The organism is Paenibacillus sp. FSL R7-0313 (assembly GCF_037969885.1).
Taxonomy (GTDB): Bacteria; Bacillota; Bacilli; order Paenibacillales; family Paenibacillaceae; genus Paenibacillus.
The window spans coordinates 3,678,316-3,692,472 of record NZ_CP150219.1 but is presented as its reverse complement, the minus strand read 5'-3'; the positions used below and the strand labels follow the sequence as shown (position 1 = coordinate 3,692,472).

Below are 14,157 nucleotides of genomic sequence, written 5' to 3'. Positions count from 1 at the left end.
CCAATCCCAACCTCACCCGGAATAAAGGCCTTACAAGGTCATCATTCTGCCACACATCCGATAACATATGTGTAGCAGTGGTTCACTATAATACCTCTATTATAAATGATAATAATTTTCATTATCAACTGTAATTTAGAGTGGAATTGGATTTCATCTCATCCATCACTTGTTATGCTTATTTTGGTTCAGAGATCTTCGTAAACCAGGCGGCCAATTCCTCTGTTTGGTCCAATGTTGCAATCGGGTCAAAGTACCATGAACGATCCGGGCTCCAGATAAACACACGATCATTTTTAACAGCATCCAGTGAACTCCAGACCGGTTTCGATTTCAACTCTTCCAGGGTCAGATTATCTGCTGTTAGAATGATGTAGTCTCCGGCGAACTCAGGAATCGCTTCCGATGAAACTTCAACCAGTTGATCCTTCATTAAAATCTCTTTTTTATCTGCAGGAGGATTCAGCCCGAGCGCGCTGTAGACTGCCTGACCTCCCCGACCAAAATTATCACCAAAGGCCAACGGTGCTTTATCATAGAACTGCATGACCGACACCTCGGCCTGCGGATCAATCGCCTCATGAACGCGCTTCTTGGCATCTGCAATTCTTGCGTCATAATCGGTTAACCATGCCTCAGATTCTTTTTCTTTATTCAGGACTTCACCGAAATAGGCAATTTCTTCGTGGGTGTTTTTCAATTCGCCATAAGGTACAACCAAGGTAGGTGCAATTTTGCTAAAGGAATCAAATAAATCAGGATTACCTGTCACAATGAGATCCGGTTCAAGTTCCAACACCTTTTCGAGCGAAATGGTTTCATATTCACCAATATTTTGCACACCCTCAAGTGATTTGATAAAATACGGATTTTTGAGGTTCATCTCGGGTGTACCCACAGGTTTGATCCCTAGGGCGATCAGACTTCCCAAATACAAGTCAACCACAATCCGTTTAGGTTCAGCCGGGATTGTAATATCTCCCTTAACCGTTGAGACTGTGCGGGGTTCCGATGTTTTGCTTTGATTCTCCGCTGTTACTGTCTTCGTAGAACTTGACGTACTATTGCTTCCGGAAGCATCCCCACTCGAATTACTGGCAACACCTGTAGAGCAGGCACTTAACAGTAATGTAAGACTTAATAGAATACTAAGTAGCATTCCCGTTCTTGTCTGTCTGTTCATATTTATTGACCCTCCATGCTTATATTGATAATGATTATCACCATCAGTATAAACATACCTTCCACTTCCACCTCTGAAAATGTCATTTCGCGCCATGCCTAATGTCAGATCAGGCCAATATAAGGGTGCTGAGGTCTTTTCTTTGAATTGCAAAGGAGAAAGACCTGTATGTTTCTTGAACATACGTCCCAAATAATATCCATCCGGATAACCGATGCCGGATGCAATCTCATCCAGCGTGGCGTCTGTTTGCAGCAACATCTCCTTTGCTTTGAACAAACGAAACTGAAGCAGATAATCGATCGGACTGGTTCCAGTCGACTGTTTGAACTTGCGTGACAAACTTCTGGGGCTGGTACCAATCATTTCTGCCAAAATATGAAGCGTAAGTGGCTGGGTGTAGGAAGACTTTATAATTTCAATGACTTTGCTGACCTGATCCAACATACTTGGATAGCGATTGTATACAAGAGGTATCTGTGACGATACCTGCTCCACAAATGCATAGAACAAACTCTTGGCCTGAAAGTGATGAATGGGGTTCTTTTGATCCCACAAAACGTGCATCTTTTTCAATTGCTCATATAAAATGGTTGGCGTATTGGGGGTAAAGCCATAGTTCATTTGAAACGGATTGATTCGCTCCATTAACCTTCCCAGATCATTTCTTCCTCCACTAGGCAGGTTTGCTTTGTACATCAAGTAATATAAGCGCAATCCGGATTCGCCTGCTTGAATCACCAACTTACTCCCTTTTCCCCCATGGAGAATATAAAAGCGACTCACGTCATATGTTTGATTGTCAATCGTCACTCCAGCATCACCCTGAATGGTGAGTACAAAGGTACTTGTCGGGAATTTGTATTTCATCTCTTCATATGCCTCTAATTCCATGTAACGGATATCTGTTATACTCACCGCAGCATAGTTCCAAAGGATATAATAATCATTCCACATTTTGCTAATCCATCTCCGTCTACATAAATTGTATCTGTACTCTACTCACTTATTGATAACCATTATCAATTATTATGATGAAGTACGCAATACAACCGACGTAAATGAATGCACACAGACAAAAAAAGCTATTCAAATCCTTCTCTTAACATCCGATATATGAAATAGAACCATGATAAAGAGAGAAGGAGAACAGAGGATATGAATTCAATCTCATCTGCAACCAAAAGCAGTTTCACTCCCGGGAATCAAGTCTCCAGTAGGGATAAAGAAATTCAGGGACTCATGCAGCAGAAGATCCGGCTCAATGAAGAAATGCAAGGTGTAAAAACCAATGACGAGTTGGATACCAAAACCAAGGCTCAGCGAATTAAATCCTTAACAAGCTCCATATCACAGATCGATAGCCAGATTGCCCAAATTAAAGCTGAAGAATTGCAAGAAAAGAACAAATTAAGACAGCCCGAAAAGACTCAACAGCAACAACCCCAACCAACCGACGAGACACAAGCCCCTTCACTGGATCACCTGATCAAACATAGTCAGACTTATGATCAATTGGGTAAGCTGGTCGGCTTGCGTGATCGCATGCAGGGCTCCATTCAGACCACTGAAGGAGAGACGCGATTCGACCGACTCGTCCTGGAGATTAATCCTCCTACAAATGATCTCGATCTCGGCAAATCAATGATGTTGGAAAACTCAGAGCGCACCGTCTTTCAGGCAAAACGAGAGGTTGTTCAGGACATCAATTCTCAGCTCAGCAAGGTCAATCAAAAGATTGGGGATTTGGTTAAAGAGATCCATCAGCCCGCACCTAAAGAGGCAGCACAAACTCCTATCTCTGCAACATCTGCAGAAGAAGATCAGGAAATAAACGAAGGAAAGAAAACGGAAAGTAAAGAGAATCCATCAGATGGCGGAACCACAGACCAGAAATCCGGAAACGGCCCGCAAACTCCGGCTTCTGCATCTCCTGCTGCTTCATATCCATCCGTCGATATTCGAATCTGAGTACCCTTTGCTCAAACATACTTATATGTATACATAATGAGGTTGAAGTGTTTTCGCAACACAGCACTCGACTGGCATCACATAATAGAAAAACCGCTATTACAGGTGACTAACTCCTGATAAGTAGCGGTTTTTCTTGTATCTTTAACGTTAGTAGTTGTAGCTACTATGATTATTTCTTATGTCTAGCACGGAGTACTGGCGGTATCATTGGCACAGATGATACTTCCAGCAATCGCCTTACAACCTTTTTTGATGCGTGTGGCCTCATCAATAATCTGATCAATGTTTTCATATTTTTGCTTGCTGTTGGTTACAACGGCGATAGATACCGACACAAGAGGAATGGGCCGATTTAGCCCGGAACGTCCTTCCCCCAGAACATATTGATTATGCCAATCATGTTCGTTGTAAAACGTCTTTTTCATTTCCTCAAAACCTGAGATGACTTCCTCACTAATATGTTTGTAATCATGGTGATTCAGGATTGTAATAAAATCATCACCACCGATATGTCCAAGAAAAGCTTCAGGCGGAACAAATAGCTTACGAAGCAAGTTAGCTGTCGCCTGAATAAGCTGATCCCCCATTTTGAAGCCGTAGCTATCATTGTAGGATTTGAATTGATCGAGATCAACGTACAGTACGCTAAAATGGTCCATCTGAAGCGCCTGAGACAGCCTTTCGTTTATGATATGATTACCTGGAAGGCCAGTCAGCGGGTTCATAAATATCGCCATTTCAGCCCGTACATCAGCAACAGCAAGCAGCAAACGTCGAATACTCACAGCTCCATAGAAACTTTCCCCTGACGTGACCAGCACAAGATCATATATTTCGCCTTCATCTCGGTCCATGGCTAGAACACTGACATCAGTAATCTGTTCCGAATAATCCACGACCAGCGCCTGCATGTTCATTACTAGTTCTACAGGACGTCCCATATACAGATTATAGCCATATTGGGTGCCAATCTGCTGAAAGAATCGGGGCCGCATCATTAATGACACACCCTTCTCCCCCATAACAGCTATACCTTCCAGACTAGGGTTAGACTTGAAAAGATGAAAAACGATATCACATTTTGTATCAGATTGTACTACAGGAATTGGTTCAGCAATCTCGCCTATTTGCGTAAACATACGATTCTACTCCTCTGTTCGTAGCATCTAATCCGAACTTTCCAAATATATATGTAGGTCTTTGTCAATGGTCACATCGTACCACTTTTTACTTGAAAAAGCGTTAACTGGAGGTAAAAGTTTATGAAATAAAATTTTTATCCTCATGTTCTGAGTTATTTCGTTATGCAAAATACCGTCATTTACTGGATATCTTATATCCAATAAAATGACGGTATTCGTTGGCACTGTAGTTGCTCCGTGCTGCGTCATAATTGATATATTCCCACTGGTATCAAAAGCCTTTACTCCAAGAGAACAGCTCGTACCAGGATTCAGTCCTGTTAATGTATATCCACACTTGAACAATACATCTCCTTGTATTATATTCACATAATTGATTGTCTTTTCTTCATCTATCCAATCGATACGTACAGAATCCTTTTCATCTATGTAGGTATAATTTTGGTAACGCTACCATTTGGGCGAGCAATAAGACTATTATGTTTCTCTTCGTGGATCTCAGTACTTCCATGATTTCTGGAGTACCCATTAAGCTTTCTTTCCCTATAATCAAAATAGAATACTCTTTGTTATCAAACCGTTGTCCATTTGATAGATTTCCTTTTATCATGCCCCTTGTTATTCCTAAACCAGTAACTTCATTTATCCTTTGAATCGCATTCTTACCACTAAGACACTCCAACAGACTCAGTTTTTCGGATTCCCTTAATCCAACGATCGTTACACATATAATAGACGAACGATCTCTCAGTCTCAAAGTCGTGTTATTTCAATATCCCTCCACTTCAATATTTTCTAGCGTTGTAAATTCACTTTTATCAACATTAATGTTTTCATTGGCTTTCATTCATTAGTCCAACTTCATTAAATACTGCTCTATAGTGGACAAAAAGACCGCCAATTTAAAACATCAGCGGTCTTCTCATTGTATTATTTTATTATATTGCTCACCTGTTGCCCTTTTGAAAAGGGAATTACAGGTGAGCAATGACCATTTGATATTTTGTGTTTTAGGCTAAGAGAAGAATCTGACTACAATCTCAACCTTCTTGTTGTTGTTCTTGTTGTTGTCACTGTTTCCGTTGTTCTTGTTGTTTTTACTATTGTTGTTGTCTTGATCCTTAAAACATCCTTCAATCTACTTTCCATAATCTTCCTCACAAAAAAGAATACTTTCTTGTAATATTGCATAGATTAATTTCCTCCTTGTTTACAAAAGGAGATTGCTCACCATCCCAAACTTTATTAAATTCTACCAGATGCGTTGCGAGAAAACAATTCACAGAATTAATTCTATTTAAGATTTATTAAATCTTGTACAACAAAAGCCAAAATCATGCTTAGTAGACAACTGAAATTGTGAAAATTGGAACAGCTACATTTTTCCTTATGTAAATTAATACCCAATAAATTTTTACATTACCAAATAATACGTATTATTACTATCATTGCTTATTAATGTCGCCTGCATTATACTCCTAATTATTGGTTCTAAATTAACTATATAGAATCGATAACTCATTTTGGAGATGGTGTAAATAAAAAATTTCGGAGGGAATTTAATTGTTTAAAAAGGCATCTTTAAAATCGTTTTTCCGTATTACTGCTCTAACTATGGCTTTCTTATTATTTGCTGTAACTGGTGCACAATCTTATTCGTTAGCCGCAGGTGTAGAAAAGTTGCAAAGTGATCAAGAAGTTGTAACCAGCACAGAGGATAATATTGTTCCAGAAACTATTGCTGATGAAAGCTCAAATATCACAGAGGATGCACGCACCACAGACGATGAAAGTCAAAGTCAGAGTAACGTTCCAGAAACTCCGTCTAATGAGAACTACCATAGTGTAAACATTGGCGACTTTGATATTATTGGAGAAGATGTTCCACTTGAAGAGTCGAAAGTAGCATGGGTACTCCCTTGGGTTGGTTGGGAAATCGGAAAGGTTATAGTTTGGTTGGCTGCTGGAGCCGCTGTTGGAGTAACAGTTATCGAAGGCTTTGTAGAAGCTAAAGCGTTTGTGAGTGAACTCACAAAGAGCAAACAGAAAGATAAACCTAAATATTATAGAGTTAAATACGATAAACTAAACCTTTATGTTGGGGCCCCATTGACAGATGACCAAGCTTTTTCAATCATTTCTAGCCCATATGGTGAAGTTTGGACACCAAGTTATAATGACGGTAGAATTCTCGCAGCTAAATTTGCAGGTAAAAATGGAAAAATCATCTCAGAAAATCATTCCAAGAAAAATTATAATGATACTCGCTATTTCTGGCATTTCCATGGAGAGAAGTCAAACGGAGTTCGCTCAGGACATATTTTTCAAGGTACTGAAGGTCAAATGGGACAGATACCAAAACCAAAATAATGAGCAATTAACGTAAAGCATATGATATTCTAGAAATACATATACCATCTCCAGAACTAAATGCTATATATCGAGACAACTTCAGCAATTGCATGAAGTTGTCTTCTTAACCTAATTAATTTAAGAGAAGAGGATGAAGAAGAATTGCATATTAACATACAACAACTATACGAGCGATATCTCACCCTAAATATACCAAATCCTTTTTCATTAGAGCAAATTCACGATCACCTGACCAATAAATATCACGCTGAGAAAGTGGATCTTAGCCTTTTCTCAAATTTAAGTAGTGATCCTTATGCTGACTTCGATCAAGCTATTGCTGCGTATGTGTTCAAAGACAAGCGCGGAATTATTGAACTATTAAAACTGAACAACGAAGAGGAAATTTATGAGCCTTTAGAATTTGCTTGGATCATAAATTCAACAATACAGGGATTTTCTCACATGCTATGTGTTGAGATAAGTGTACTACAAATAGAGATACCCAAGGAACAGATGGTTCTGGGAAACTTACTATTTGAAGAGTATCTGGTAGCTCTCTATTTAACTGGTCACATTTTTTTTGAAAATGATCAATTAATTGACAAAGTGATAGCACGTTATAAAGAAGGTTACCGTCTCCGGTATTTTGGGAACCAAAACGGTGACGATACTTATCTGTGCAATTAAACTATAACCACTTTTGATGCTCTTTCACATTGAAAGAGCTATTTTATTAGTAAGCATGATTTTCTAGACAAATCAGCCCGTCGCGGTGGAAGTGTCAACTGTAAAAAAAGAATGTCATTATGATCTAATGCCCCCCTTCCCTAGTCCCTCAAAAGTGTTGTCTAATATGGATTAGGCGACACTAAGGGCCTTATAATATCCATATTATATAAATAAATCTCTTGAAACACCTGATATAATTCGATTTCGCATATTTATTCATTAAAACTTAAAGTCCCAACTATATTTAGCATAATTCACATATACAAATTAAACTGCATCAGAATATTGTTTTTAACCATCTTTGTTTCTTTTATAAGACGGATGTTCCCTGACAGTACCTTCAACGTTTGCTCGTAGTAAGGTCTTACGATAAAGATTTTCGAATGAACAGTACAGCATAAAGTTATTCAACTGAAATTCAATATCATTCATAAAAATACCGCCCTTCATTGGATTTTTCCAAACCCAATAAATGACGGTATTAGTTGGTTTATATCATAGAAGTTTATCGGTTCCAAATCGAATGATCCAGATATTTACCCCCAAAATTGTTCAGACGGTAAATATGCCAAAACCCGCACCACGTCTACTTTCAGCTTACCTTATGCTCAATTCTCAGCTTGTCAGCGACCATCGCGATGAACTCGCTATTTGTTGGTTTCGACTTGCTGATGTTGATTGTATAACCAAACAAGTGGCTGATGCTGTCGATGTTACCGCGAGTCCATGCCACTTCAATGGCATGGCGGATCGCACGTTCGACGCGGGACGGCGTCGTTTTGAATTTTTCGGCAATCGCCGGATACAGCGTTTTGGTGATGGCACCCAAAATTTCGATATTGTTATATACCATCGTAATCGCTTCGCGCAAATACTGATATCCTTTAATATGCGCAGGAACGCCGATTTCATGTATGATGGACGTAATGCTTGCATCGAGATTTTTGTGTTTGCCCATTGGCACAACATTGGATTTCATGAACATGGATGATCCATTGCTCGTGGACATCGCGGTCTGTGTTCCAACGAGTTGACGCACACGATTCGCAAGCACTTCCATGTCAAACGGCTTGAGAATATAATAAGAAGCTCCGAGTTGCACGGCACGCTGTGTGATATTCTCTTGTCCGAATGCCGTAAGCATAATGACTTTAGGCTGTGGAGACAGGTTCAGGTTGCGCAAGCGCTCAAGCACACCCAGACCGTCCAGATGCGGCATGATAATATCCAGAATCAATACATCCGGCACATCCCGAGTTTGCTCCAGCAATTGCAGTACTTCTTCTCCATTGTATGCAATACCGGTTACTTCCATATCTTCCTGCTCAGATATATATTCGGCAAGCAAATTCGTAAATTCACGATTATCATCGGCCAGCAATACCTCAATTTTTTGCAAAACGGTATCCTCCTTTAAATTAAACATCGTTTCGTACATTTCCTTACAGGTTAAATTTTCGACACAGCAAGTTAAATTCCTCCTGTCGAAAATTATTTTTCTTTATTTTTTTTTCTTGATCCTATATAATAAATAATTTATTTCATTATCCGATATATTATGTTTGCTTTCGACAAAAAAGAACCTCAGGGCTGTTTAGCCAGCCTTGAGGTTCTTATCGTTTTCCTTTTTCATCATCACACCAGCATCTTGTAACATCCATTCAATGAAGCAACCGTAACCCGATTTCGGATCATTCACGAATACATGAGTAACTGCACCGATCAACTTACCATTTTGTACAATGGGGCTGCCACTCATCCCTTGAACGATACCTCCGGTCTTATCTAGCAGTTTCGGGTCCGTGATTCGAAGTACCAGACCTTTTGTTGCTGGTTCGGTTTGATCTGCCACATGAACAATGTCAATGGAGAAGCGTTCAACTTGTTGACCGTCAACCACGGTAAGTATTTCGGCCGGTCCTTCTTTGACTTCATGAGAAAAAGCGACAGGAATACCTTTCGAATACAGACTGTGCTCAGGATTTCCGGACATTTTACCAAAGATGCCAAAAGCCGTATTACGTTCAATATTGCCCAAAATTTTGCTTTCCTTGAGGAAATGAGCACGTTTTTCACCCGGATCACCGGTCTCACTTTTAGAAATGGACGTCACATTGGACTGAACGATCTGACCACTACCCACAACAATAGATGTTTGTGTGTTCATATCTGTAATAACATGGCCCAGTGCGCCGTAAACGCCCTGATCTGGAGCATAGAAGGTAAGTGTGCCAACACCGGCTGCGGAATCACGAATATACAATCCAAGCCTCCACGCTTGATCCTCGGAGTCATACGCCGGAGTTAATCGTGTCTTCACCGTTTCCTTACCACGTTTTAACACAACATCAATACCTTTTTTACTTTTACCTGCAAGTTCAACGGCTTCAGAGACACCTGCCACGCCATCCAGGCGTTTACCATCCATATGCGTAATCAGATCTCCAAGCTTAATGCCTGCCGTTTCTCCTGGCGATACACGCTCATCCTGCCCGGAACGGACCAGATGATGACCTACCACCAGAATACCTGCCGATTTAACTTTGACGCCAATCGTTTGACCCCCGGGTACAACACGCAAATCCGGTATCACATTCACATGGACTGTTTTTACCGGAATTTTACCCCACAACTTCAACGTTAATTTGGCATGTCCCGTCTGTTGAGGGTGAAGATGCAAAGGTTGTTGCCTGGTAACATGCATCGCTGCCTGATCATCCAAACCAACGATATCAGGACGATCTACAACGGCGCTTGAAGCAGCAGGAACAGCGAGCCGGACATCCGCTTGCCTGCCAGCAAACACCTGCAATTCATCCGGCAGTGAAGCATAACTTTGCACAGGCTGAATGGCCTGGCTAATCACACAAAGAAAGAAGGCAAATAAAAGACCTAGCAATTTCTTCCTGAGGGGGGAATTCAATGGCTGTCACACTCCCTTTGCTTCTTTCGCTTGACGAAAGGTGGTCGCCAATTGCGTACCTATAAGATAACCTCGCCCCCAGGCTTTTATTACTGTCAATCATTACGCCAGCCGTCCGTTTCACCCTTTTTTGGCTTCCGCCAAATTCAGCATTTCCTGTGCGTGATGCAGCGTTTTTTCTGTAATTTCCACGCCGCCCAGCATACGTGCCAATTCCTTCACTCTGCCTTCGTCTGACAGCGATTCCACCTGCGTCATCGTCCGTCCATCGTAGACATGTTTCTCAATGAGATACTGATGATCTGCCATACAAGCCACTTGTGGTAAGTGAGTTATTGAGAAAACCTGACAAGTCGAAGACAAGCGGAACAGTTTTTCCGCAATGGATTGAGCTGCTCTACCGCTAACACCAGTATCAACTTCATCAAAAATCAACACAGGTATCCGGTCATGTCGCGCAAAGATACTCTTCATCGCCAGCATCATTCTCGACAACTCACCACCTGAAGCAATCTTGCCAAGTGGTCGTAATGGCTCTCCCGGGTTCGGTGAGATCAGGAATTCCGCATTGTCCGCACCCTGACGATTCAGACGAATACGGCGTCCATTCCATTCAATGCCCTTCGGATCTTCGAATGGAGTAATCTGAACACGCAGTGTAGTCCGTTCCATTTGCAGATCCTTGAGTTCACTTTCCACCTGTGCAGCAAGTTCCTCTGCGCATTGTTTGCGAACCTTGCTGAGTTCTTCAGCAGACTCCATCACAAGGTTCAGCATTTTGTCACGTTCAGCTCGCAATTTCTCCAGCCGTTCGTCCTTGTTCTCCAGTTGGTCGGTTTCATGGCTAATCTGATCATAATAACTCAGAATAAGTTCAACACTGTCCCCGTATTTCCGTCTGAGGCCAGAAATCAGATTCAGTCTTTGCTCCACTTCTTCCAACCTTGCCGGATTAAATTCAATCTTCTCCCGGTAATCCCTTAGCTGGAATGTCGCATCTTCCAATTGATAAAATGCGGATTGCAGCTGCTCTACAATTGGTTGCAGTCCTTTGCTATCATATCCAGAAATGTCTTCAATTCTTGAAAGAGCAATGCTCACAGCTTCAAGTCCGCGTTGACCACTGAGCAGATCATATGCACCAGCAACACTGTCCATCATTTTCTCACTATGGGATAGTTTGACCCGTTCTTCCCCGAGTAATTCATCCTCGCCTCGTGTAAGGCTTGCCGCTGCGATCTCCTCAAGCTGAAAGCGATACATGTCCAAGAGTTGATATGCCCGCTGACTGGACTCCTGAAGCGCACGCAGTTCTTTTTCCGCCGTGATAAATTTGCTGTAGCGCTCCTGGTACTTCGCTTTGACAGGTCCGATGACTTCCGAGCCATAGGTATCGAGAAGCCCCAGATGGCTCTCTGCACGCAGCAAACTCTGATGTTCATGTTGTCCATGGATATTGATCAGCTTCTCGCCTACTTCCCGCAGCATGGTCAGATTGACCAATTGCCCATTAATGCGGGACGTACTCTTCCCTTGAGTATTCAGCTCACGCCGAATAACCAAATGCTCTTCAGGCTCACAATGGATACCGAGTTTCTCTAACGTCAGCCAGACCGGATGACTCTGCTCCATCTCGAAAAGGGCTTCCATCTCTGCCTTCTCACATCCGTACCGGATCAGATCAGCTGAACTTCGTCCACCGGCAATTAAGCCAAGTGCATCTATAATAATCGACTTCCCTGCACCCGTTTCCCCTGAAAGTACATGGAATCCCGGATGGAATACAACGTCCACTTCTTCCACCACAGCCAGATTTCGAATCGATAACGTAACTAACATCTGCAAAAACACCTCCGGATGACTAACTCAGAAATTATGTTTTTGAACCATTAATTTAAGCAATATAACCCATGATGCGTTCAATAACGGTCACGCTGTTACCTTCAGTCCGGCAAATAATGAGGATGGTGTCATCTCCACAGATAGTGCCCATGACTTCATTCCACTCAATATTATCAAGCAAAGCTGCAATGGAGTTGGCTGTTCCCGGCAAACATTTCATCACAACCAGATTGTTTGTGTGATCAATGTGCAGGAAGTTGTCAACGAGTGCACGCTTCAACTTTTGAATCGGATTGTATCGTTGATCTGTTGGCAAAGAGTACTTGTATCTTCCGTCATCCATCGGAATCTTGATTAACAGAAGTTCCTTGATATCTCGGGATACCGTCGCCTGAGTCACCTGAAAACCTGATTTGCGTAGTGCTTCAACCAGATCATCCTGGGTCTCAATTTCATTTTGACTAATGATTTCGCGAATCTTGATGTGCCTTTGTCCTTTCATACATGCCTCCAGTTAAATGTATTGCAATAAAGCAGCATTTGTAATTCGCCGCAGACTTTGCCCTGCAATGTTTATTCTTTTATATTAGTCCAGATCATCCCCATCATACACATCTTCCTGATAGTCCATGAGCCTGATTAACTTAATATCGGAATCCTCCACGTCAACATACAGCAATCCTTCACAGCCAGGATATAACAACAGATAATTGAGGAAGCGATCCCTTAGCGCAGGGCCGGTCATTTCAATTGGCTGCCTACGACGAGACGTTTTCACCAGGTATCTGAGATCCTCACGTTCTGCAACATAATCAATGAATAATCTGCTGTAATAAACGGATTCATTGGCCTCAAAAGCCAAAGGAACTTTCATTTTGCCACCGATGACTTCGTAACCCTGTGCTTCAAGCAAATCCAAGGCCGGGGAATCCTGAATCTTCACGTTCAGTTGCATTCCAGACAAGCTTACCGGCATCGGTCGGTTCACCCAATTACGTAAGCCAAAGAACAGCCACAAGATCAAACAGACAGCAAGTACACCTATAACGATTGTGTCATATTGACCATCCATTATCGCTCACCTCGAAGACATATTCGAGGTTCAGTAACGATTTCCCTTTACGTCAATCACCTTTCCAGCGAAAAGAAACCCATCTTATGATGAGTTTCCCGTAAATGTATGAGCTGCTTCCTTTGCAACTTGCTCTGCAAGTGCATCAAGTGAAGCTGGATCGTTCTCTGGTTGTGTGGCCTCTGGTTCTTCCAGACGCCAATGAGCGAGAAATTCTATATTACCTTCTCCACCGGTTATCGGGGAGAAAGTTAAACTCTGCAGATGCAAACCAAGTTGACTGGCAAAATGAAGCATCGTCTGCAATACATCCTTGTGTACTTTCGTATCACGTACTACACCGGATTTGCCTACTTTTTCACGTCCTGCCTCAAATTGAGGTTTAATCAATGCAACGATATCTGCAGGTTGCTTCAAAAGAGCCAGGAGTGGCGGTAATATGATTCGCAGTGAAATGAACGACACATCAATGCTCGCAAAGTTCGGCACTGGTCCCGTTAGATCTTCCGGAGTCACATAGCGAAAGTTGGTTCGTTCCATAACAGTAACCCGCTCATCATTACGCAAAGACCAGTCGAGCTGATTATAACCCACATCAATCGCGTAGACGTGAGACGCGCCATGCTGTAGTGCACAATCCGTAAATCCACCGGTGGATGAACCAATGTCGAGCATGACAAGTCCATTCATATCAAGGCCGAAATGGCGGATCGCTTTTTCGAGCTTCAATCCGCCTCTGCCGACATAGGGATGTACCGAGCCTTTAACTTTCAGCTCGGCTTCCCTTGGAATTTTCATGCCCGCCTTTTCGATCGGCTCATTATTGGCATACACCAGTCCAGCCATGATTGCGGCTTTTGCCTTCTCACGACTTTCATAATAGCCCTGCTCAACCAGCAGAACATCAATTCGTTCTTTCGGGAGTGACATGTCTGTC

Annotated in this window: 11 protein-coding genes; 3 read left to right on the top strand and 8 right to left on the bottom strand. The window is 42.0% G+C overall.

All coding sequences use genetic code 11. From position 1 onward, the window contains the following. Positions 1-178 precede the first annotated feature (178 nt). Positions 179-2,077 carry an AraC family transcriptional regulator gene (locus NSQ38_RS16205; protein ID WP_339782933.1) on the bottom strand — a complete coding sequence of 633 codons (1,899 nt, stop codon included), beginning with the start codon at positions 2,075-2,077 and terminating at the stop codon, positions 179-181. 264 nt (positions 2,078-2,341) lie between these two features. Here NSQ38_RS16205 and NSQ38_RS16200 point away from each other — a divergent pair, with 264 nt between their 5' ends. Then, positions 2,342-3,154, top strand: a complete 813-nt coding sequence (locus tag NSQ38_RS16200) for a hypothetical protein (RefSeq protein ID WP_339782931.1) — start codon at positions 2,342-2,344, stop codon at positions 3,152-3,154. Positions 3,155-3,339: 185 nt separating this feature from the next. On the opposite strand, the gene NSQ38_RS16195 is transcribed toward NSQ38_RS16200, so the two are convergent. Beyond that, positions 3,340-4,296, bottom strand: coding sequence for a GGDEF domain-containing protein (locus NSQ38_RS16195; protein ID WP_339782930.1), 957 nt, complete (start codon positions 4,294-4,296; stop codon positions 3,340-3,342). 1,566 nt (positions 4,297-5,862) lie between these two features. Between NSQ38_RS16195 and NSQ38_RS16190 the strand changes: the two genes are divergently transcribed. Together NSQ38_RS16190 and NSQ38_RS16185 are read left to right on the top strand one after the other, a co-directional pair. Further along, on the top strand, positions 5,863-6,669 hold the full coding sequence (locus tag NSQ38_RS16190; protein ID WP_339782929.1) for a hypothetical protein: 807 nt from the start codon (positions 5,863-5,865) through the stop codon (positions 6,667-6,669). 144 nt (positions 6,670-6,813) lie between these two features. Next, complete coding sequence (locus tag NSQ38_RS16185) at positions 6,814-7,341, top strand: pyruvate kinase (RefSeq protein ID WP_339782928.1); 528 nt, start codon at positions 6,814-6,816, stop codon at positions 7,339-7,341. A 634-nt stretch (positions 7,342-7,975) separates the two neighbouring features. Here the strand turns inward: NSQ38_RS16185 and spo0A are convergent. The 6 genes from spo0A to NSQ38_RS16155 all read right to left on the bottom strand — a co-directional run bounded on the left by spo0A (position 7,976) and on the right by NSQ38_RS16155 (position 14,150). Continuing rightward, entirely contained in the window at positions 7,976-8,782 is an 807-nt protein-coding gene (gene spo0A, locus NSQ38_RS16180; protein ID WP_091018123.1) for a sporulation transcription factor Spo0A, read from the bottom strand. A 195-nt stretch (positions 8,783-8,977) separates the two neighbouring features. Then, on the bottom strand, positions 8,978-10,306 hold the full coding sequence (gene spoIVB, locus NSQ38_RS16175) for a SpoIVB peptidase (protein WP_036614352.1): 1,329 nt from the start codon (positions 10,304-10,306) through the stop codon (positions 8,978-8,980). Positions 10,307-10,426: 120 nt separating this feature from the next. Next, positions 10,427-12,145, bottom strand: a complete 1,719-nt coding sequence (gene recN, locus NSQ38_RS16170; RefSeq protein WP_133385415.1) for a DNA repair protein RecN — start codon at positions 12,143-12,145, stop codon at positions 10,427-10,429. 55 nt (positions 12,146-12,200) lie between these two features. After that, positions 12,201-12,650, bottom strand: a complete 450-nt coding sequence (gene argR / locus NSQ38_RS16165; protein ID WP_017687604.1) for a transcriptional regulator ArgR — start codon at positions 12,648-12,650, stop codon at positions 12,201-12,203. A gap of 84 nt (positions 12,651-12,734) precedes the next feature. Continuing rightward, the gene (locus tag NSQ38_RS16160) at positions 12,735-13,220 is read right to left on the bottom strand and encodes a hypothetical protein (protein WP_076215803.1); all 486 of its coding nucleotides are present in this window, start codon (positions 13,218-13,220) and stop codon (positions 12,735-12,737) included. A gap of 84 nt (positions 13,221-13,304) precedes the next feature. Continuing rightward, complete coding sequence (locus tag NSQ38_RS16155; protein ID WP_091028825.1) at positions 13,305-14,150, bottom strand: TlyA family RNA methyltransferase; 846 nt, start codon at positions 14,148-14,150, stop codon at positions 13,305-13,307. Positions 14,151-14,157 lie beyond the last annotated feature (7 nt).